The organism is Kitasatospora sp. NPDC048194 (genome assembly GCF_043202455.1).
GTDB lineage: Bacteria > Actinomycetota > Actinomycetes > Streptomycetales > Streptomycetaceae > Kitasatospora.
In genome coordinates this window covers 66122-86799 of record NZ_JBIDAK010000002.1, presented here as the reverse complement: position 1 = coordinate 86799, position 20678 = coordinate 66122, and the positions used below count along the sequence as shown (strand labels likewise).

The 20678-nt window shown below is 71.9% G+C and carries 21 protein-coding genes; 10 read left to right on the top strand and 11 right to left on the bottom strand.

Annotation, left to right across the window (positions count from 1 at the left end):
* Nucleotides 1-70 precede the first annotated feature (70 nt).
* The gene (locus ACGF07_RS02945; RefSeq protein ID WP_392894819.1) at nucleotides 71-850 is read right to left on the bottom strand and encodes an SDR family oxidoreductase; all 780 of its coding nucleotides are present in this window, start codon (nucleotides 848-850) and stop codon (nucleotides 71-73) included.
* Nucleotides 851-1178: 328 nt separating this feature from the next.
* Nucleotides 1179-2099, bottom strand: coding sequence for an NADP-dependent oxidoreductase (locus ACGF07_RS02940; RefSeq protein ID WP_392895525.1), 921 nt, complete (start codon nucleotides 2097-2099; stop codon nucleotides 1179-1181).
* A gap of 82 nt (nucleotides 2100-2181) precedes the next feature.
* Between ACGF07_RS02940 and ACGF07_RS02935 the strand changes: the two genes are divergently transcribed.
* Nucleotides 2182-2751: a TetR family transcriptional regulator gene (locus ACGF07_RS02935; protein WP_392894817.1), complete on the top strand. Its 570-nt coding sequence runs from the start codon at nucleotides 2182-2184 to the stop codon at nucleotides 2749-2751.
* A 231-nt stretch (nucleotides 2752-2982) separates the two neighbouring features.
* Entirely contained in the window at nucleotides 2983-3834 is an 852-nt protein-coding gene (locus ACGF07_RS02930; protein WP_392894815.1) for a ribosome-inactivating family protein, read from the top strand.
* 367 nt (nucleotides 3835-4201) lie between these two features.
* Here ACGF07_RS02930 and ACGF07_RS02925 read toward each other — a convergent pair whose 3' ends face one another.
* Together ACGF07_RS02925 and ACGF07_RS02920 are read right to left on the bottom strand one after the other, a co-directional pair.
* Nucleotides 4202-4948: an MBL fold metallo-hydrolase gene (locus ACGF07_RS02925; protein ID WP_392894814.1), complete on the bottom strand. Its 747-nt coding sequence runs from the start codon at nucleotides 4946-4948 to the stop codon at nucleotides 4202-4204.
* Nucleotides 4945-5925 carry a saccharopine dehydrogenase NADP-binding domain-containing protein gene (locus ACGF07_RS02920; protein WP_392894812.1) on the bottom strand — a complete coding sequence of 327 codons (981 nt, stop codon included), beginning with the start codon at nucleotides 5923-5925 and terminating at the stop codon, nucleotides 4945-4947. Before ACGF07_RS02920 ends, ACGF07_RS02925 begins: the two co-directional genes overlap by 4 nt.
* 243 nt (nucleotides 5926-6168) lie before the next feature.
* Between ACGF07_RS02920 and ACGF07_RS02915 the strand changes: the two genes are divergently transcribed.
* Nucleotides 6169-6648, top strand: coding sequence for a MarR family winged helix-turn-helix transcriptional regulator (locus tag ACGF07_RS02915; RefSeq protein ID WP_392894810.1), 480 nt, complete (start codon nucleotides 6169-6171; stop codon nucleotides 6646-6648).
* A 455-nt stretch (nucleotides 6649-7103) separates the two neighbouring features.
* On the opposite strand, the gene ACGF07_RS02910 is transcribed toward ACGF07_RS02915, so the two are convergent.
* Complete coding sequence (locus tag ACGF07_RS02910; RefSeq protein ID WP_392894809.1) at nucleotides 7104-7604, bottom strand: hypothetical protein; 501 nt, start codon at nucleotides 7602-7604, stop codon at nucleotides 7104-7106.
* A gap of 454 nt (nucleotides 7605-8058) precedes the next feature.
* Between ACGF07_RS02910 and pip the strand changes: the two genes are divergently transcribed.
* Nucleotides 8059-9021 (top strand): prolyl aminopeptidase, encoded by a 963-nt coding sequence (pip, locus tag ACGF07_RS02905; protein WP_392894807.1) that lies wholly within the window; start codon nucleotides 8059-8061, stop codon nucleotides 9019-9021.
* A 161-nt stretch (nucleotides 9022-9182) separates the two neighbouring features.
* On the opposite strand, the gene ACGF07_RS02900 is transcribed toward pip, so the two are convergent.
* The 3 genes from ACGF07_RS02900 to ACGF07_RS02890 form a co-directional block, all read right to left on the bottom strand.
* Nucleotides 9183-9731, bottom strand: a complete 549-nt coding sequence (locus ACGF07_RS02900) for a PaaI family thioesterase (protein WP_350736226.1) — start codon at nucleotides 9729-9731, stop codon at nucleotides 9183-9185.
* Nucleotides 9732-9808: 77 nt separating this feature from the next.
* Entirely contained in the window at nucleotides 9809-10702 is an 894-nt protein-coding gene (mca, locus tag ACGF07_RS02895; protein ID WP_392894806.1) for a mycothiol conjugate amidase Mca, read from the bottom strand.
* A 121-nt stretch (nucleotides 10703-10823) separates the two neighbouring features.
* The gene (locus ACGF07_RS02890; protein WP_392894804.1) at nucleotides 10824-12197 is read right to left on the bottom strand and encodes an MDR family MFS transporter; all 1374 of its coding nucleotides are present in this window, start codon (nucleotides 12195-12197) and stop codon (nucleotides 10824-10826) included.
* Between the two features lie 288 nt (nucleotides 12198-12485).
* Between ACGF07_RS02890 and ACGF07_RS02885 the strand changes: the two genes are divergently transcribed.
* From ACGF07_RS02885 to ACGF07_RS02870, 4 genes are all read left to right on the top strand, one after another.
* Entirely contained in the window at nucleotides 12486-13133 is a 648-nt protein-coding gene (locus tag ACGF07_RS02885) for a TetR/AcrR family transcriptional regulator (protein ID WP_392894802.1), read from the top strand.
* 146 nt (nucleotides 13134-13279) lie between these two features.
* On the top strand, nucleotides 13280-13960 hold the full coding sequence (locus tag ACGF07_RS02880) for a DUF6445 family protein (RefSeq protein ID WP_392894800.1): 681 nt from the start codon (nucleotides 13280-13282) through the stop codon (nucleotides 13958-13960).
* A gap of 124 nt (nucleotides 13961-14084) precedes the next feature.
* Complete coding sequence (gene murQ, locus ACGF07_RS02875) at nucleotides 14085-15059, top strand: N-acetylmuramic acid 6-phosphate etherase (protein WP_392894798.1); 975 nt, start codon at nucleotides 14085-14087, stop codon at nucleotides 15057-15059.
* A 332-nt stretch (nucleotides 15060-15391) separates the two neighbouring features.
* Nucleotides 15392-16222 carry an MBL fold metallo-hydrolase gene (locus ACGF07_RS02870; RefSeq protein ID WP_392894796.1) on the top strand — a complete coding sequence of 277 codons (831 nt, stop codon included), beginning with the start codon at nucleotides 15392-15394 and terminating at the stop codon, nucleotides 16220-16222.
* 232 nt (nucleotides 16223-16454) lie between these two features.
* On the opposite strand, the gene ACGF07_RS02865 is transcribed toward ACGF07_RS02870, so the two are convergent.
* Nucleotides 16455-16967: an isochorismatase family protein gene (locus tag ACGF07_RS02865; RefSeq protein ID WP_392894795.1), complete on the bottom strand. Its 513-nt coding sequence runs from the start codon at nucleotides 16965-16967 to the stop codon at nucleotides 16455-16457.
* Between the two features lie 5 nt (nucleotides 16968-16972).
* Nucleotides 16973-17659 (bottom strand): TetR/AcrR family transcriptional regulator C-terminal domain-containing protein, encoded by a 687-nt coding sequence (locus ACGF07_RS02860; protein WP_392894793.1) that lies wholly within the window; start codon nucleotides 17657-17659, stop codon nucleotides 16973-16975.
* 185 nt (nucleotides 17660-17844) lie between these two features.
* Between ACGF07_RS02860 and ACGF07_RS02855 the strand changes: the two genes are divergently transcribed.
* Nucleotides 17845-19140 (top strand): MFS transporter, encoded by a 1296-nt coding sequence (locus ACGF07_RS02855; RefSeq protein WP_392894791.1) that lies wholly within the window; start codon nucleotides 17845-17847, stop codon nucleotides 19138-19140.
* 328 nt (nucleotides 19141-19468) lie between these two features.
* Here the strand turns inward: ACGF07_RS02855 and ACGF07_RS02850 are convergent, their stop codons facing one another.
* Nucleotides 19469-20164 carry an NADPH-dependent F420 reductase gene (locus tag ACGF07_RS02850; protein ID WP_392894789.1) on the bottom strand — a complete coding sequence of 232 codons (696 nt, stop codon included), beginning with the start codon at nucleotides 20162-20164 and terminating at the stop codon, nucleotides 19469-19471.
* A 74-nt stretch (nucleotides 20165-20238) separates the two neighbouring features.
* On the opposite strand from ACGF07_RS02850, the gene ACGF07_RS02845 reads away from it, so the two are divergent.
* On the top strand, nucleotides 20239-20619 hold the full coding sequence (locus ACGF07_RS02845) for a winged helix-turn-helix transcriptional regulator (protein ID WP_392894788.1): 381 nt from the start codon (nucleotides 20239-20241) through the stop codon (nucleotides 20617-20619).
* Nucleotides 20620-20678: the final 59 nt, after the last annotated feature.

Genomic DNA, 20678 nt, shown 5'->3' with positions numbered 1-20678 from the left:
AAGCGATCGCGGACACCACCTGGTCGCCCGACGGAATACCGCGGGCGGGAGGCAGCTCCCGAGCGGCGGATCAGCCGCGCGCGATGGGCCCGAGGTAGGTGCCGCCCGAGACGTCGATGATCTGGCCGGTCACCCACCGGCCCTGCGGACCCGCCAGGAAGCCCACCACGTCCGCGATGTCCTCCGGCTCGCCGAGCCGTCCGAGCGCGGTGAGCGACTCGAGTCCGGCCACCGCCTCGGGAGCGTTGGTCCACCCGGCGGTCATGTCGGTCCGGACCACCCCGGGGTTGACCGTGTTCACGGTGATCCCGCGTCGACCGAGCTCGTTGGCGAGTGGTGCGCCAAGAGCTGCCAGCGCCGCCTTGGTGACGGTGTAGCCGATCTGGACGGGGGCCGCGATCCGGGTCGCCGCCGAGGCCATGTTGATGATCCGCCCACCGTCCCGCAGCAGTGGCAGCGCCCGCTGGATCACGAAGACCGGCGTTCGCACGTTGACCGAGAGCAGCCGCTCGAACTCCTCCTCGGTGAGCTGCCCGATCGAACCGACCGAGTGGATGCCCGCGTTGTTGACCAGGACGTCCAGGCCGTTCGCGCCGTGGTCCGCCAGGCCGGCGGCGAGCGCCTCGAACAACCGATCCACCGCGCCGCTGTCGCCGAACCTGGCCTGCACCGCGAACGCCCGTCCGCCGCCCTTCGCGATCAGCGCCACGGTCTCCGCGGCGGCCGCTTCGTTGGCGCCGTAGTGGACCGCGACCAGCGCCCCCTCGGCGGCGAGCCGCAGGGCGACCGCGCGCCCGATCCCGCGCGAGCCGCCCGTCACCAATGCGGTCCTGCCGTCCAGTTCCCCCACGATCGTCTCTCCCTTCGTCTCGCCCGGGTCGAATCCGGGACCGACCTCGAGTAGATCCGAAGTTCCGCCCCGGCAAAAGAGAGGAGGACGTACAGGATCAGTTTGTGACGATCGAGCTGAACACCTCCTCGACGCACGGTACGTGACGAGACGATCGACGGCGAGATCGGAAGAACGGGACGGCTGGGCCGCCCACCTCCGCTCATCTCGGCACCCGGCACCCGGCACCCGGCACAAAGCGACGAGATCCGACGCACCGTCCGATCCGCCACCCAGGGCTGCTGCGAGCCGCGTCACGCCGGGCAAGTCACCGGGCCGGTAGGCCGGTTCACAGCGTGATCACGATCTTCCCGTGAACGTGCCGCGCGGCCTGCGTCGTCACGGCTTCGTGAATCCGCTCGACCGGGAAGGTCGCCGCGATCGGCACCGCGATCGCGCCGGAGCCGATCGCCTCCGCGATCCGCTCCAGGGCGCCAGGGTCCGCATCGAGGGCGCCCGTCCTGCGCACGCCGGGCGGCGGGGCGGGGCCGTCGGCGACGACGGAGATCCGCTCGGGTGCCACCCCGAGCTCGAGCGCGGTCCCGACCGCCTCCCGCCCGAACAGGTCGGTTGCGGCGGTGATCCCCTCGGGTGCCAGGGCCCGCACCCGGTCCGCCAGGCCAGGGCCGTACGCCACGGGTTCGGCGCCCAGCTCGCGCAGGAATCCGAACGTGCCCGCGGAGGCAGTACCGATCACCCGGGCACCCGCAAGCTTCGCCAACTGTACGGCGAAGACGCCGACGCCACCCGCCGCACCTCCGATCAGAACGGCGTCCCCGGCGCGGAGCCCGATCGCATCGAGCGCCGCGGCGGCCGTCAGGCCGGACACCGGAAGCGTGCACGCCACCTCGTCCCCGACCCCCTGCGGGGTGTGCCACAGGTGCGCCGCAGGCGCCTTGACCAGCACGAACTCGGCGACCGAGCGGCCGATCGCGGCCCCGTACACCCGGTCACCGATCGAGAACCCGGTGGCGTGGGCGCCCACTTCGTCCACCACTCCGGCGAAGTCGCTGCCGAAGCCGGCGGGCAGGGTGATGCCGAACCGCGCAGCCATGTCGGGCTGAGTGGTGATCTGCCAATCCATCGGATTCAGCCCGGCGGCCGCGACACGGACGCGAACCTCGCCCGGCGCGGCGTGCGGCTCCGGTATCTCCTGAAGCTCGAGCACCTCGGGACCGCCGAATCGCCGGTAGCGGACAGCTTTACTCATCGTTGGCCTCCCTGGCCAGTGATGGGACTTGGTCTCATCGACCGTACACCAGTGATGGGACGAAGTCCCGTACACTGCTCGCATGGCTCGCTGGCAACCCGACGCACCCGGACGACTCGCCGCCGCCGCCCTCGACCTCTTCGAGGAGCACGGCTACGAGAACACGACCGTGATCGAGATCGCCGAACGTGCGGGGCTCACCAAGAGCACGTTCTTCCGGTACTTCCCGGACAAGCGCGAAGTGCTCTTCGGCGGGGGCACGGTGACCGGTCTGCTCGTCGAAGCGATCGCCTCGGCGCCCCCGGAGGCCGGGCCGCTCGACGCGGTGGCACACGCCCTCGACGCGCTCGGCCGGACGTTCTTCACCGCCGACCGCCGGGAGTTCAGCCGCCGGCGCCAGGCCGTACTGAACGCCAACACGGAACTGCGTGAACGCGAAGCCCTGAAGAGGATCGACCTCACCACCTCGATGATCGAGGCCCTCGACCGCCGCGGAGTGCCGATCCTCACCGCGCGCGTGGCCGCACAACTCGGCACACTCGCCTGGGAGATGGCCTACGACCAGTGGATCGGCACCGACAGCACGGAGGGCTTCGGCCCGCTGGCGCGGCAAGCGCTCGCCGAGGTGCGCGCAGTCGGAGCAATGGGGTAGGCGCAACAAGGTAGGCGTAACGAGGTAGGCGTACCGGTCACGCGGGTCGGTGACGGGGGCTCACGGCCCGTCCGGGCACCGCACAGGGCAAGCCCGTCCACCGTGCACGGACAGGCGCTGACGCGTGCGCGATCGGAATGATGGGGCGGGGACGGGGTTCCTAGGCTGAGCCGACCTCACCGAACGGGCCGTCACCAGGCCCGGACCTCCTGACGGGAGCCCCTGAATCCTGTGAACCCCCTGAAGAAGCTGCACTCCGCGCTGATCTGCGTCGCCCTGGCCCTCGGGCTGGTGACCGGTCTCAGCGGCACCGCGTCGGCCACCAACTACCGGATCGTCGACTGGGACATCTCCCGGATCACCGACGGCGGCCAGGAGCACGCCGCGCGGTACTACCACGCGGTCGACGGCCTGCACCAGAACACCTACGGGAACGCCACCCACGAGAACGCGGTCATGCAGACCACGACCGACCGCTCCCGCATCGTCCAGATCCGCATCCGCGACACCGGCGGCAACGAGCTCGTCTCGCTCTACTTCTGGGCCGACAACCTCTACCTGGCCGGCTTCTACGCCCCGTACGGCGGCGACGCCGGCTCCGGCCGGCACCACTTCTCCTTCGCCGACGGCCGCGACATGGCGGCCTCACTCGGCGTCGGCACCCGCAGCCCGGTCCGGACCGGCAACTACACCAGCCTGCCCGGCGGCAACAACCGGGAGAACCTCCGGATCACCCCGGCCACCCTCTACAACGCGGCCTACGTGCTCGGCCACGCCACCGGCTACAACGACAGCGTCGGCGCGTCCCTGCTGCTCATGATCCAGGCGTTCTCCGAGGCGGCCCGCTTCGGCCCGATCTTCTCCCAGGTCTACAACAACATCTACAACCACAACGAGACCCCGCTCGGCCGGGACCTCGCCGGGCTGGAGAACCAGTGGGACGAGATCTCCCGGTTCGCCCACGACGTCCGTCGCAACGGTTCGTCTTACCTCGACCTCTTCGGACACACCGTCCGCAATTTCAACGACCTGCGCACCCGGCTCTCCTTCGTCGAGGTGATGGGTTCCGTCGCCCAACTCTGATCCCTCACGGAGGATCTGAGGCCTGACTATCCCGAGGGACCGGCGCCACCACGGCGCCGGTCCTCCGCGGCCCCTGCACGGCCACCCGCCCCGGTCCGGTGCGGCCAGGGCAGCCGCGGGCTACCGGCGCACCGCCGGTCCGCCGGCTCCTGGCCGGAGCCGGTCCGGGCGGTGGTCGTCGAGGTCGGCGTCGGCGGTCGCGGTAGTCCCGGTGCAGGTGACCGGAGTGGTTCCCGACCACTGTCGTTCGCCGGGAGGGCAGGACACGCCTCCGCGTCCAGGCGCGGACCGGCGGTGGCGGCGTTTCCCCTCGCGTGGCACCCCGCATGTCCCCTCGCGTGGCCCCCGGAGCCGCACGACCGGCGCTCTAGCGGATGCCGCCCGCCACCGCCTGCCGTGCGGCCTGCGTCAAACCGTCCGTCCAGGGCTCGCCATGCCCCGGCAGCACGGTGGTGAGCTCGTGTTCGGCGATCTTCTCCAGCGACGCCAGCGCGGCCTGACTGTCCTGGGTGAAGGCCCGGCAGATGACGCACGGTCCGACCCGGCCGGCCACCGAGTCGTGGGTGACCAGGGCGTCGCCGGTGAAGGCGATCGAGGCCTCCGGGAAGAGGTAGCTGCTGCTGCCGTGCGTGTGGCCGGGCGTGTGGACCGCCAACGGAGCTCCGGGCAGGTCGAGTTGCTGGTCACTGCCGAAGGTGCGGACGGAGCGCACGGCCGGGACGCGCAGGGCACCGCCGCGGACCAGGTGCAGCGGCGCGCGCAGGCCGCTCGGGCGGCGGGCCGCGTAGCCGAGCAGCGAACGCTCCGGCGTCCAGAGCTCGTTCAGCCGCCGCGGCTCGGTGAGGATCGGCGCATCGGACTCGTGCACCCAGACCTCGGCGCCGGAGGCCGCGCGGACCCGCTCGGCGACGCCCGTGTGGTCGGGGTGGCCATGGGTGACGAGGACCGCCGCGATGTCGGTGACCGGGCGGCCGAGGTCGCGCAGTGCGGTTCGGAGGGCGTCCCAGTGCCGGGGCAGCCCGGCGTCGACCAGCACCAGGGCCGGTCCCGTGTCGACCAGGTAGAAGTTCACCAGGTGGTCGCCCAGACGGTGCACGGTGATCACGGCGCTCACCGGCCCAGCTGGATCTTGGTGCCGGGCAGGGATGCGATCAGGTCGGCGCCGAGCAGCCGCGCCGCCGTGAAGGCGCCGGGCGGAGGGCTCGTCAGCAACCGGGCAGCGGCCGCGGCGGCCACGGCCGTGGTGAACGCGAACCCCTCGCCGGTACTCAGCTCCGCGGTGCGCACCTGACCGTCCGCGCTGATGAGCTCCGCGTAGGCGTAGGAGCCGGCGTCGCCCGCCCCGCCGCTGTCGAACCCGGCGCTGTCGACCCCGCCGCCGCGCGGCACCGCGTACGCGGTGACCTCCGGTGCACCGGTGGCCTCCCGCGCCGCCTCCAGGTCGCCGACCGGCACCGGGATCACGGGACGGGCCGCGCCGCCGAAGGTGAGGACGGTCGCGCCCTCACCGAGCGGCGCGCGCACCAGCTCACCCGCCCGGTAGCTGGTGGCACCCTCGGCCATGGCCTCGGCGACGGTGCCGCGCACGCCGTCGGTGTCGTAGGCGCTGTGCGCGGCGGCGGCGACCTTCACCGAAGCCGCGTCGGCGCCCGTCTCGAGCAGGGCGAGCACCAGGGCCTCGGTGGCGGCCGGACCGAACCCGGCGCCGGTCACCAGGGTGGCGCCGCGTTCCCGCGCCTCGGCATCCCGGTCGAGCAGGGCGCGCACGGCGGCCCGCTCGTTGGCGAGGTCGAGGTAGGCGGTGCCTGCCTCCAGGCAAGCCGCCACCACCGGCGCGGCGAGCCGGGCGAACGGACCGACCGTGTTGACCAGCACCTTGCCCGCGCCGGCCGCCGCGGCCAGCGACGCGGGGTCCGCGAGGTCCACGGCCAGGACCGAAACCGCCCCGCCCTCGAACCGGGCCGCTGCCCGCGCCAGCCGCGCGGCGTCCCGGCCGGCCAGCACGACGCGGCCGCCCTGCCGGACGAGCTCCTCGGCGATCAGTCCACCGGTGGTGCCGGAGGCACCGAGGACTACGAAGTCACTGCGCATGACCATGCCCCTTCCCGCTGGCGGGGCGTTCCCGTCAGCCAGGAACATCATGACACAACATCGATGTTACGTCATCAATGCTTCGTCATCGATGTTGGGACATCGATGTTGAGGCATCGATGACGCCCCATTGATGTCGATGCATCAATGCTGGATCATCGATGTCGCGTCATTGATATGCTCGCTCCAAGCGCCCGGGTCGGACAGGCCGAGACCTGGGCCCGCCGAAGCGAAGGAGTGCACGTGACCGCCGACCGCAGCCGCTCACCCCGGGCAGCCCACGACGAACTGCGCTATCTGCTGCTGGCCGCCCAGCGCGAGGGAAGCCGCCGGCTCGGCGAGGCCCTGCGCCCCCTGGGCCTGACCCCGGCCCAGGCCGAGGTGCTCGAAGTCCTGGCGGACCACCAGCCGGTCACCCTGGCTGCGCTGGGGCGCCTGCTGGTCTGCGAGCAGGGCAGCCCGAGCCGACTGGTCGAGTCCCTGGTCCAGCGCGACCTGGTCAGCCGCGTCCCGCACGAGCAGGACAAGCGTGCCGTCCTGCTCGAACTCACCCCCGCCGGCCAGTCCCTGGCCGCCCAGCTCGGCGAGACGATCGGTCGGCTCACCAGCGCGATGGCCGAACCGCTCTCGGCGGCCGGCATCACGACCCTCTCCGGCCTGTTGTACAGCCTGCTCGAAGGCACCGACGCCGAGCAGACCCTGCGCAACCGCTTCCCCCGGTAACCGCCCGCCCGGCCGGATCCGTCGCCGCCGGGCGCTCCCCATGGCCCCCCGCACCCCGAGCGGGCCCGCCACACGGTCCGCCGCAGGCCGAACCGGTCCTCCTTGGGTGCTTCCCGCCGTGGACCCGCGAGTGAGCCGGGCCAGAGGGTCCGGCGGGGTTGCGCTCCTCCAGACAGCAGAGGCGGAGAGTGCCCTGCGGGTCGGCGAGGAAGGCGCGATCGAGCACCCAGCCGTGTCCGGCGGCGGTCCGGAGGACGGTCCCGGCACCCGCGCCCCGGTGATCCGGTCCGTTGAGGTCACAGACGCCGCCCCGGCCGACGCCGTGGGCCGGCGCTGCGGCGCCGAGTCCGCCGCTGTGACGTCGACGGGTGGTTGGCGAGTCCGGCTTCTGCAAAATGTCGCCGGCGACCGTCAGGGACGCCGGGGACATCGTGAACGCGGTGACGCTTTCATGCTCATGGTGCCGCGCGGGTCTTGGCGGCAGCCACGCACTCGTGTTGGTGGGGCTGCGGTCCCGCGATGTTGAGGACGGGGTCTTCTCCTTCGGGGATTTCGAAAACGAAGACGACGCCGGAGGAGATGGCCTGTATGGCGCATTGGTTGTCGAACGTCAGGGGCGTGTAGGGCTCCCAGGCGCAACCGGCGTCGTCGAGAGCTGCAATCACGTCCGCGTACTTGGGGTGGCCGGGGAACGTCTGCTCGGTAGCCAGGCCCGCGGGGAGCTCGACGACGTCCCGCCAGGTCTGGAGGCAGATCAAGATGATCTTCTGGCAGCGGCAGACGCTGAGCTCAAGGTCGCCAAAAGCGAGCAGCCACGGCCAGGATCGCCGCTTCCCGACGACCACCTCGAAGGGCTCGCCGAGCACCTCGGTCACCGCGTTCCAGTCGGCGCCGTTCGCGACCGGGCCCAGCTGTCCCGAGCGGGCAAGTTCCGTCAGAACGTCGAGTAGCTCCATGAGGCGGGAGCCTGTCACCTGCGGAGATGGACTGTCCAACGGCTTTGGATGGCTGCAGGTGCCCGCCCCCGGCAACGGCCGATGGCTAATCGCTCGTGTGGGTCTCGGTGATGGCCGGTCGAGCGGAGGACTTGTCGACGATGCCCTTCTCCTGGGTGAAGGGCGCGATCAGGTACCGCTAGGCAATGGTGTTGACCGAGCGGGCGGGTGAGGTGCCAGTGCCAGGTCCTGAGCCGAGCGCGCTGGGTCATCGCTGGCAGCGAGGCGTTCCACGGCATGTGCGCGGTCCGGGACGTCAGTGCCCGCAAGGTGGTTGCCGGCTCCGTCGACGACGCGCCTCTTGGAGATAGGCCTTCTTCGAGGCTGTCATCGGGCTGGATTTCCGAATCCGACGGAACCGACCGCGGGTAGGCTCGCGCGGCGCCCATCCGAACTTTTGCGGAGGAGTTCCCCCGTGCTCGAGCTGTATACCCACGACAGCCCCTACGAAGACGGCCTGTTGGACGTCGGCGACGGGCAGCGGATCCACTGGAACTCCTCCGGCAATCCGGCGGGCACGCCGGCCGTCGTGGTGCACGGCGGGCCGGGCTCCGGCCACCATCCCGGGTCCCGGCGGTACTTCGACCCCGAGCGCTTCCGCGTGGTGCAGTACGACCAGCGTGGCTGCGGACGCAGCCGGCCGCATGCCGCCGACCCGTCGACCGGGCTGGAGCACAACACCACCGCGCATCTGGTCGCAGACCTGGAACGGCTGCGCGAGCACTTGGGCATCGAAAAGTGGATGCTGTACGGCGGCTCGTGGGGCTCCACGCTGATCCTCGCCTACGCACAGGCCCACCCGAAGCGGGTCTCCGCGATCGTGATCTGCGGGGTGACCATGAGGAGCCGCGAGGAAACCGACTGGCTCTACCGGGGTGTCGGACGCTTCCTTCCAGGCCCGTGGGAGGCGTTCCGGGCCTTCCCTCCGGGCGCCGACCCGGACGGTGACGTGTTCGACCTCCTCGCTGCCTACAACCGGCTGCTCAACGACCCCGAGGAGACCGTCCGTCGGGCCGCCGCCCGGGCCTGGGCCACCTGGGAGGACGCCGTCATCTCGCACGAGGTGCTGGGGAAGCCGAACGCGTACACCGACCGGCACTCCGATGCCCTGATGGCCTTCACCCGGATCACGGCGCACTACTTCTCGCACCAGGCCTTCCTCCAGGACGGCCAACTGCTGCGCGACACCGACCGACTGGCCGGCATCCCGGGCGAACTCATCCACGGGCGGCTCGACCTCGGTAGTCCGCTGCGCACCGCCTGGCGGCTCGCCCAGGCCTGGCCCGACGCCAACCTGACGGTCGTCGACGAAGCCGGGCACACCGGCAGCCCGCGGATGACGGAGGCGGTCCTCGCGGCCGTCGAACGGTTCGCCTGAGAACAGATGTCCCGAGTGCGCCTGTGTCGTCCAGGCGGCCAATCGGTGGAGCCGTCGCGGCAGACCGGCGCGCCCGGCGCAGCCGGCAGGCGGGCCGCAGTCGCCACCGAACGACCGAACGACCGGAGCGCCGACCGTTCGGCGGCGGATCGGGTGACCGGTCAGACCGCCGGACGGGGCGCGAGGATCGCGCAGGTGGTCGTGGCATGGGCGTAGAGCTTTCCGTTCTCTGCGCCGACCACCCTGGCCTCCGCGGTCGCCATCGTCCGGCCCAGGTGCAGCACCACGCCCTCACATCGCAGCAGACCCGAGTCCGCGAACAGTGGGCGCAGCATGTGGACGTTCAACTGGGTGGTCGTGTAGCCGGTCCCGGCCGGCAGCTTGCTCAGCACGGCGCTGCCGAGCGCCGAGTCGAGCAGGGTGGCCAGGTACCCGCCGTGCACGGTGTTCATCGGGTTGAAGAGGTGGTCACCCGGCTCCCCCTCGAACACCGCCGTGCCCTGCTTCACCTCGACCAGGCGGAAGCCCATGGTGCTGCAGATCGACGGCTCCGGGATCCGACCCGCGATCCATTCCAGCAGGATCTCCTCGCCCGTGAGGTGCGGGTACTCGGCGATCGGCGAACCGACCGTCCAGGTGTGGGTACGGGACCGCAGCTCCTGACCGGACGGTGACCCCTGCTCCGAGTAGGTGCGCTGATGATTCGTCATGGGATCAACGTGCCCTGTCTGGTCCCATGGCTCAAGCTCTGGCCGTTGAGAGGGCCCGCCCCTTGTCAACTCCTGGCTCATTTCCTCCCCTCTGCCGCGCGCAGCCCGGCGAACAAGTCGGTCTCGACCGCGCCCGGAGCGGGGCCGCCCACGAAGCTCCGGGCCAGGTGGTAGTCCTCCGTGGGCCAGACCTGGCGCTCGATGTCCCGGGGGTGGGCCATGAAGGCGACGCCCGCTTCGACCTGGGTGGCGTGGGCCAGCATCGCCGCGTCCCGTACGGCGAAGTATTCCGAGCAGGCGATTCGGGTGGTCGTCGCGAGCGCCGGCGGGGTGTCGGGCCAGTCGGCGAGCAGTTCGCCCATGGCCGATGGGACTCCGCGCGCCGTCATGGCGTCGTACATGGTCTGGAACCAGGACCGGGAGAGCGCCAGGTGGTAGTAGAGCTTGGCCGCCTGCCAGGGCTCGCCCGCCTCCTGGTGACGGTCGGGGTCGGCGGCTGCCTCGAAAGCCGCCACGGTGACCCGGTGGGTCATCACGTGGTCGGGGTGCGGGTACCCGCCCGTCTCGTCGTAGGTGATCACCACATGCGGGCGGAACTTCCGGATCAGGGCGACCAACGGGGCTGCAGCAACCTCCACCGGCTGGGCGGCGAAGCAGCCCTCTGGCAGCGGCTCACCTGGACCCGGCATCCCCGAGTCGATGAAGCCGAGGAACTGCTGCCGCACGCCGAGGATTTCACGGGCGGCCTCCATCTCCCGACGCCGGATCCGGGCGAGATCTTCCCACACCTCGGGCCGGTCCATCGCCGGATTGAGCACCGAACCGCGCTCGCCGCCGGTACAGGTGGCGACCAGGACGTCCACGCCCTCGGCCGCGTAGCGGGCGAGAGTGGCCGCGCCCTTGCTCGATTCGTCGTCGGGGTGAGCGTGCACGGTGAGCAGGCGCAGGCCGCCCGGGTGCTTGGTGAACATGAGTGCCTCCGTGGTGTGTGGGAGTCGATACGTAGGTGATTCGCGATCAGGTGGTCAGCGTCCAGCGTTCAGCGGCCGGTGGTCGGTGGCCGGCGGCAGGCGGCAGGCGGCCGGCGGCCGGTCAATCTGCCTTACGGGCAGTGCCCGGGTAGAGCAGGGCCGGTGCGATGGCAAGTGCTGACAGCGCCAGCACCCACCAGAAAGTCGCCCCGAAGGCGGTGCCCGGGCGCCCAGGGTGCCCCGCCTGCGCATATTGGAGGACCAATGTCAGCGCCGCCGTACCGAGCGCCCCGCCGAGCCGGTTGAGGACGTTGATCGCACCTGCGGCCGCAGGAACCCGGGACTTCTCGACGCTCCCGTACAGCGCCGCCATGCCGGGGATCATGACGATCCCCATACCTGCCCCTCGCAGCGCCAAGGAGGCGGCGAGCAGCCAGTCCGCCGGGCCGGAGCCCGTTCCCAGCCGGGTGAACGCGAGCGTCCCGAGCAGCGAGCAACCGATGCCGAGCAGGATCAGCGGCCGCGGCGCGACGCGGTCGGCTATTCGGCCGGCCAACAACGAGGTGACTGCCGTGCCGAGCGCCTGCGGTGCGAGCAGCAAGCCCGCCTCCACCGCCCCGGCGTGCTCCACCTGCTGGTAGTAGAGGGGCACCAGGAACATCGAGCCGTAGAGCACGGCGCCCTGGAGGAAGCTGTTCGCCGTCACCACCGCGAAGCCGCGCCGCCCGAACAGCCTCAGGTCGATCAGCGGCGGGCGAGCCGCGTCCCGCCCCACTCGCAACGCGTGCCGTCCGTACGCCGCCAGCAGCAGCACACCCGCCGCGATCGCCGCCGGTCCGACCGAACCGCCCTCCCCGATCGTGGAGAGCCCGTAGACCAGCGCCGTCAGGCCCGGGGACAGTTGCACCAGCCCGGTCACGTCCAGCCGGGGCCCGGGACGTCGGGACCGCTCCGGCGCCGGGAGCCACCGAAGCGCCAGGAGCAGGGTGAGCAGCCCCACCGGGACGTTCAGCAGGAACATCCAGCGCCACCCCAGGTGGTCCAGCACCAGCCCGCCGAGGACCGGCCCGAGGACCGGCGCCAGGCTGATCGGAAGCAGCATGGTGCCCATGACCCGGGCGATCCGGGACCGACCGGCCGCCTGCACCATGATCGTCTGCCCCAGCGGCTGGATCATGGCACCGCCGACCCCCTGCAGGACCCGGAAGCCGATCAGGCTGCCCGTGGACCAGGCCAGGCCGCACAGCGCGGAACCCAACACGAACAGGACGACTGATCCGAGCCAGGCGCACCGGGCACCGAACCGGCCGGCGGCCCAAGCGGAGAGCGGCATGGTCAGCGCGATCGCCAGCAGGTACCCGGTGGCCACCCACTGCACTGCCCCCATCGAGCCGCGCAGATCTCGGGCGACGGAGTCGACGCCGACGTTGACGATCGTGGTGTCCAGCAGGGCCAGGATCGGCCCCAGCGCGAGCACCGTGGCCGTCTTCCACAAGCCGGGTGGCAAGGGCTCCGACCGCTTCGGTCCTGCCGCCCGACACCCGCCCCGCGCCTCGCCCTTCCCCCGGCCGCTGTTCAGGGCCCCTTTCCCCTCGTCGTTCTCACCGCTCAACTCCACCGCGCTCACCGCGGCCTGCGTTCCGACCGATGCGGTCATGAACCCTCCCCGGACCGTCCCTCTGCCGACCGCTCCGGCCGACGCGACAAACTTAGGACGGACCCAGTGAATGGGTCAAGCATAATTCCTGTGCTCGACCCAAGGATCTGCGCTAAGCTCACCACCATGACCGAGACCGGGACCCCGCCGAACCTGCGCGAGCTCAACAAACGCCGCACCCGCGAGGCGATCTCACATGCCGCGACCAGGCTCTTCATCGAGCGCGGCTTCGACCGGACGACGATCGCCGAGGTAGCGGCCGCCGCAGGCGTCGCCAAAATGACCGTCACCAACCACTTCCCGCGCAAGGAGGACCTCTTCTTCGACATCCACGAGGAACTCGTCGGCCGGCTGGCCCGCACCGTCACCGAGCGCGAGCCCGGCGAGTCCGCCCTCGCCGCACTGCGCCGCGACTGTCTGACCGGGCTCGACCGGCACGACCCCTGGCTCGGCTTCTCGGGTGCCGACTTCGCCCGCACGATCGCCGACAGCCCGGCCCTCGGCGCCCGACTGCGCGAGCTGAACGAGCAGGCCGAGGCCGCGCTGGCCGAGGCGCTGGCCGACGCCGTGCACGCGATACCCGTCGACTTCGAGAGCCGGGTCGCCGCCGCCCTGCTCGCCGCCGTCGACCGGGCGGTGTCCACCGAGGTGTTCCGCCGCACGCTGGCCGGCGAGGACCACGCCGCGATCACCGCCGCGGTACGCCCGTGGGCCGCCCAGGCCTTCGACCGATTGGAGGGCGCCCTCGGCAACTACGCCGTCCGCGAGGGTTGAACCTCACCCCGAGGACCCCTTGGGGCCGGGCCTCGCACCGGGCTCTGCCATCCGCTGGAAGAAGAACACTGCCCCCGAGGGCCCTTGACGAAAGGTTGACCCGTTCACGGCAGAAGGTTGACGATCCCCGCCCCTATGGTCGGCCCATGCCCTCACAGCCCATCAGGCCCACCGCCCTGCCGGTGCTGCCGTACCGCAAGCCCACCCGCGGCAGGGACTACTGGGTCCTGGACAACGTCCTGCCCGATCCGGACGCCGTCCGCGAGCGTGTCCTGGCACGCGGCGACTGGACCGAGGGCTACCCGTACCGCCCCGAGACCTGGCCGGGCCTGCGCACCATGCCGGGTCTGGAGCCGGACGAGCTGTCCCGGGTCGAGTCCCTGGTCCGCAAGGCCACCGGCGCCTCCCGGCTGTGGGTACAGAGCACCCCGGGCGGTGGCACGCTCAACCACAACTGCGTCCAGGTCGTCGGGGCCGTGGAGTCGGAGTCCCGCCCACACACCGACTCCCGTGCGCTCTGCCGCTACGCCGCCGTGCTCTACCTCAGCCCGGGTGCGCCGAAGGACGCCGGCACCAGCTTCTACCGGCAGCAGTTCCCCGGCGGCCGCCTCGGCGGAAACCTGGTCAGCGCTCCGCACAACAACCTGGTCGAAGCGCTCGGCACCCGCCACGTGCCCGCCGACCACTTCACCGAGGACGTCCGCGTCCCCAACCGCTACAACCAGTTGCTCCTCTACCACGCCAACCTGATCCACAGCGCCACCGGCTACTACGGGGGCGAGCTGGCGGACCGCCGGATGACCGCCGTCTTCTTCTGGATGGCCTGACGACCCGTCCGTCGGCAGTCGGGCGGATACAGCGGACACAGAAGCGCCGAGCGTCGCCGCCGCATTCGCCCGACCACGTCACCGCCCCTGGTTCAGGCCGCCCGCACGTGGGGACGCTCGCCGCATGAACCCCGACGCTTCATCCGCACCGCCCCCGCCGCCCCTGTCTCCCTCACCCCTGTCACCACCGACACCCACCACGACCACCACAACCACGACCGAGACGATCCGCCCCGAGTGGGCCGGAATCGACCGGCTGCCCACCCTCGACCTGCTCCGCCTCATCAACACCGAGGACCGCTCCGTCCCCATCGCCGTCGCCGGCGAACTGGAGCGGATCGCCACCGCCGTCGACGCCGTGGCCGCCCGGATGGCGCGAGGCGGACGGCTGGTCTACGCCGGGGCGGGCACCGCCGGGCGGCTCGGGGTGCTGGACGCCGCTGAGTGCCCGCCCACCTTCGGGACCGATCCCGGCCTGGTCGTCGGCTTGATCGCCGGCGGCCGGACGGCCGTGACGGAGGCCGCCGAGGGAGCCGAGGACAGAGCGGACCTCGCCGAGGCCGACGTCGCCGCGCTCAACCTCACCCCGGCCGACGCCCTGGTCGGAATCTCCGCCTCCGGCCGTACGCCGTACCCCCTCGCGGCCATCCGCGCCGCGCGGGCGGCCGGAGCGCTGACCATCGGGCTGGCGTGCAACCGGGGCTCGGCGCTGGCGGCTGCGGCGGAGCTGGGCATCGAGGTGGAGGTCGGCCCCGAGGTGCTGGCCGGGTCCACCCGGCTGAAGGCGGGTACGGCCCAGAAGCTGGTGCTCAACATGCTGTCCACGGCCGTGATGATCCGTCTCGGCCGGACGTACGGGAACCTGATGGTCGACCTCCGGGCCACCAACGCCAAGCTCCGCGAGCGCGTCCGGCGGATCGTCGCCGAGGCCACCGGCGCCGAGGCGAAGGCGGTTGACCAGGCCCTGGCCGCGACGGACGGCCGGACCAAGGACGCGATCCTGTCCCTGCTCGCCGACGTGGACGCGCCCACCGCCGCCCGCTTGCTCGCCGCTTCGGCCGGACGGCTGCGCGAGGCGCTGGAGCTCGCCAGGCGCTAGGAACACGTCCCCGTCCAGCCCGCCCCCGCGCCGACGCGGCGCCGTCCAGCCTGCCCGCACCGCCGCGCCCTCGCGCCCGCCCCCGCGCCGACGCGGCGCCGTCCAGCCTGCCCGCACCGCCGCGCCCTCGTGCCCGGCCCGCCCCGCGCCGCGCTGCCGCCCGCCGCGCCGCCGCCCGCCGCACCGCGTCGCCGCCCACCCGGAGAACGCCCCGGGGTTCGCCAACCAGCAGAAAGGAAGAAGCTGCCGCAGAGCACTGGGCCGGTCGCAACCGTGCGTCTACAGTGGATTTCGACGGCTGCGAGCGATCCCACTCTGGAGGGAGAGCACCCATGTCCGTCCACCGAGTCCGACCCGATGTCAGCGTCCTCAGCGACAGCCTCGAGGTCCCGGGGATCGGCCACATTCCCGTCAACGCCTTCGTGCTCCACGCGGAGCAACCCGTCGTCGTCGACACCGGCCTCGGGTTGCCGGACCGCAGCTTCTTGTCCACGCTCGCCGAGGCGCTCGATCCGGCAGATGTGCGCTGGATCTGGCTCACCCACCCCGACCGCGACCACACCGGCGGAATCCACACGCTCCTGGAGGCGGCGCCGAACGCGAAGGTGGTGACCACCTTCATCGCGGTGGGGATCATGTCCTGTGAGCGTCCGCTGCCGCTGAACCGGGTGCACCTGCTCAACCCCGGCCAGTCACTCGACGTCGGCGACCGCACGCTCAGCGCGTTCCGGCCGCCCCTGTTCGACAATCCCGCCACCGTCGGCTTCTTCGACGACCTCACCGGCGTCTGCTTCAGCTCGGACTGCTTCGGCGCCCCGATGCCCACCGCGGACACCGCGGAGGGACCGGACCTCGCCGGTGTCCCGGCGGAGGACCTCCGGGCGGCGCAGCTGTTGTGGGCCAGTGTGGACAGCCCCTGGGTCGAGAACGTCGATCCGAAGAGATTCTTCGACACCTTCCGCCTGCTGCGGGACCGCGAACCCGAGCTCGTCCTGTCGACCCACCTGCCGGCTGCGGTCGGGATGACCGAGCGGATGATCGACACGCTCGGGTCCGCAGCGGGAGCATCGCCCTTCGTGGGCCCTGACCAGGCGGCACTGGCACAGATGCTGGCCGGTTTCGAACCTCCCGCAGCCGCTGATCCGGGCCTCCCGGTCACCTAGCACCCGACCGGATCAGCGCCGTTCTCACCAGCGGGCGCCCTCAGTCCGCCGACCTCCAGCCAACCGACCCGGTGAGCCGCTCACCTCACCAGGTCGCTCCACCGGGTCGCCTCACCCGGGTCGCTTCACCGGATCGGCCAGCACACGTCCTCCGGCCGAGCCACGCCAGCCCAACTGAGATCGACCATCAACTCAACCTGCCCGTTCGGGCCCGGACCCGCCCGGAACGCCTCTAGCCCAGGCGCAGGTCGGCCGCCGCCACGACCTCGCCCAGGCGCGGGAAGTCGAGTTCCACGGAGGCCTTGTGCTCCGCCTCCGTCAGGGCGGTCATCGCGTCCTCGACGAACACCAGCCGGTACCCGTGGTCGGCCGCCGCCCGGGCGCTGGACTCCACGCCCAGGTTGGTGGCGATTCCGGTGAACACCAGCGTCTCCACGCCCCGGGCCTGGAGGAGTTCGTGCAGCCCGGTGCCCTGGAAGGCACCGATGGTGCGCTTTACCACGACCTCGTCGGCAGCCGCCGCGACCTCGGCCAGCAGTTCGCTGCCGGGCGGCTGCTCGGCGACACCGGGCCGCTCGACCCGCACGGCGATGACGGGGGCACCGGCCGCGCGGAAGGCCCGGGCGAGGTCCAGCGAGGAGGCCACCACCTCCGGACCGGGGCGGGGTGCGAGCGGGTTGGCGACGATCCGGTCCATCAGGTCGATCAGGACCAGAGCCGTGCTGCGGGGATCGAGGGTGGTCATGGCGCTCACGCTAGCTCATGCCCGTCAGCGCCGGCCGCCGCTGCACCGGGATCCGCCTGCCCCTCCCCGGCCTCGCGCGCGATCTCGACCCGGAAGCCCTCGATCAGCACGCGCAGCCCGTACTCGAAGTCGGCGTCGTGGTCGGTCATCCGCAGTACGCCGACCGCCTCGCTCAGCAGCGGCAGATCGCGCAACGCCTCGTCAGGGAAGAGCGGTCGGGCGCGATCGGCGGCGTCCTGCCGCCAGGCCTGCTCCTCGGTGACCCAGCCCATGATGTACCGGTCGACGGTCAGCAGCAGCCGCAGTGCGGTGCGCGGTCTCAGCCCGGCTTTGCACAGCGCACTCAACTGCGCTTCGACGGCCGGGAGTTCGTCGTCCGTCGGTAGGGTCCCGGCGTGCACCCGGGCGCCGTCGCGGTAGGCCAGCAGGGCGCGGCGCTTGGCCCGGGCGTCGGCGGCGATCCAGTCGGGCCAGTGCTCCGCGTCGGGAGTGCGATCGGCCGGGAGCGCCTCGGCGAGCATCGCCTCGGCCATCAGGTCGAGCAACTCCCGCTTGTTCTTGAAGTGCCAGTAGAGCGCGGGTGACTGCACACCGAGCTCGCGGGCCAGCCGGCGGGTGGTGAGCCCGTCGATGCCCTCCTCGTTGAGCACGCGCAGCGCGGTGCGCACCACGTCCTCGCGTCGCAGCGCCATCGATCGGCCTCCCGGAATTCGCTTGCGAGGGCCCACCTTATCGCCGATAAATTCCGAACCCGCCGCTTATCAGCGATAAGGACGAACACGGACGCCCGCCCCGCACCCCACCCCGGGCCCACGGCCCCCGCCCCCCCGCCCAAGGACGCCGACGACGCGACCGCCACGAAGGGACCACCCCTTTCATGACCTCAGGAACGGACCGACTCCGGTCCCGACTGCTGCCGAACACCGCCCCCTGGCGATCGTCCCGGGACTTCCGGTTGACCTGGACCTCCGGTGCGGTCACCCTGCTCGGCTCGATCTTCACCATGACGGCGATCCCCTTGCAGATCGCGGAGCTCACCCACTCGCCGCTCGCCGTGGGCGCGGTCGGCGCGGTCGAGCTCGTGCCCACCGTCCTCTTCGGCCTCTACGGCGGCGTACTCGCCGACCGCGCCGACCGCCGCACCGTCGTCCTGCTGACCGAAGTCGCACTGGCCGGGCTCAGCGCCCTGCTGCTGGTCAACGCGCTGCTCGGCGCGCCCGCGGTCTGGCCGCTCTACCTCGCCGCCGGGCTGACAGCGGCGGTCCACGGCCTGCAACAGCCCTCGGTCGAGGCGATGGTCCCCCGGTTGGTGCCCCACGACCAGTTGGTCGCGGCCGGGGCACTGCTCTCGCTGCGCTGGAGCATCGGCGGTGTCGCCGGGCCGGCCGCCGCCGGACTGCTGATCGCGACCGCCGGGGTGCCGGCGGCGTACCTGGTCGACCTCGCCACCTTCCTGCTGTCGATCGCCCTGCTCGCCCAGGTCCGGCCGGTCCCCTCGGAGCGCGACGCCGAGGCTCCCCGTCTGCGGGAGTTCACCGACGGCTTCCGGTACGCGGCGCGGCGCCCCGACCTGGTCGGCACCTACCTGGCCGACCTGGCGGCCACCGTGTTCGCCCTGCCGACCGCACTCTTCCCCTTCCTGGCGCAGGAGCTGGACTCGCTCTGGGCGCTCGGGCCGCTCTACTCGGCCACCGCCACCGGCAGCCTGATCGCGGCTGCCACCGGCGGCTGGACCGAGCGGGTGCACCGGCACGGACGGCTGGTCCTGCTCTCCGCAGCCGTGGTCGGCGCGGCCACCGCTGCGGCCGCCTTCGCGCCAGGCCTGTGGGCCGTGTTGCTCTGCCTGGTCCTCACGGGCGCCGCCCACTGGGTCGGCGACACCTTCCGCGGCGCCATCTGGAACCAGTCCATTCCGGACGAACTCCGAGGCCGCGCCGCCGGACTGGAGATGCTGATCGGCTCCGCCGGACCCGCGCTCGGCGACCTGCGGGCAGGCGGGCTCGCTGCCCGCCAGGGCGTCCGGGCCGCGCTGCGCACCGGCGGCCTGCTCTGCCTGGGCAGCAGCGCCCTCCTGTCCGCCGCACTCCCGGCGCTCTGGCGCTACGACCGACGCGACCACCGGCCGCACGAACGGCACGGGCGACAGACTCCGGCCCAGGACGCCACCGCATGAACAGCGGAAGCACCCCCGCTCCCCCTGCCCCACCACCCCTGCCGGATGCGCCCCGCCCACGCGCAGGCCGCCATCTGCCGCCGTGACCGCCCTAAGGCGCGCCTCCCCACGGCGCCGAGCCGCTGATCGGACGCGTCGGCCCAGTTGACGATCAGTGACGCGACGCACGACCGGATCGGCCGGCATCAACGGCTCGACCCGGACCGCGCGCGCCGGCGAGCGGACCACCGAGAACGCGGGACTGTTCTGGACCGCGCACAAGCGGTCGTCGCGTTGCGCAGTAAAGGGCGGGCTGTCTGCCGGTGCTACTGCTGAATGGCATGCGAGTTCAACCTGAGGAGCGAGAAGACCCCGCCCCGCCTTCTGCCTCCCCGTGACTCGGTCCGGCCGCATAGGCCAGCGGCGGTGCGATCGCCTGCGCGTCCGCTCCCTCGCCGACCCACAGGGCGATGAACAGCGCGGCGGTCGCTTCCAGAAGTCCCGCACGTTCGAGACCGCCGCCGGCCACGGGCTCGCAGCCCACGTCGCGCACCAACTCCCGTACCCGGGCGAGGGCAGTCTCGTCGTCCCCGCAGACCGGCACGGCCAGTGGGCGCCCGTCGAAGACCGGCGGCCGCATGCGCCACACGTCCTCGTGGCAGAGGTTGAACGCCTTGACCACATGGGCTCCCGGCGCCGCCGCAGCCAGTTGCTGCGCGGCCGAGGGGCCCCCTTCCGTCAGCAGCCGGAAGCCCGGCCCGACCGGGTTCGAGCAGTCGACCAGCACCTTGCCCTCCAGGGCCGCGTGCAGATCCCGTGCCACCTCCACCCCCACCCCGAAGGGCAGCGCGGCCAACACCACCTCCTGACCGGACTCCGCCGCCGCGCGCAGGCCGGCGGGCTTCACGCCACCTCCGATGCGCGCCGCGAGCCGTGCCGCCTTGTGTGCGTCCCGCCCCCCGATGGTCACCTGGTGCCCGGCCCGCACCCAGTGGGTGGCGAGCGCATCGGCCATGTTTCCCGTCCCCAGCACGCCGATCCTCATCACACGTTCCCTCTCCGCGCCTGTTCCGATCGTTCACACCGACGCTAGACGGCGGTTCGGGCACCATGTGGTACGTGACGACAGACACCTTCCTCGCCGACTGCCGCGCCCGCCTCGCCTTCGACCTGCTCTCCAACACCTGGAACGCCGTGGTGCTCTGGGCACTGCGCGACGGCCCGAGGCGCCCGGTCGAGCTACGGGAGCGGATCGGTGGCATCAGTTCCAAGGTCCTCACCGAGACTCTGCGCCGGCTGCAGTTCAACGGACTGGTCGACCGGCTGGCGGACCCCAACGCACCCACACGGGTCGAGTACCGACTCACCGCTCTGGGTCGGACGTTGCTGGCGCCCATCGACGCCGTCGGCGCCTGGGCCTTCGAGTACGGCGACGAGGTGATGGCCGCCCAGGAAGCAGCAGGCACTCCTAACCCGAAGTCGCCTCGGCCGACCAGCTAGACGGGTCAACCGCGCGAGCTCAGTGACCGCTCTGCTCTTCCGATCTTGAGTGTCACTCG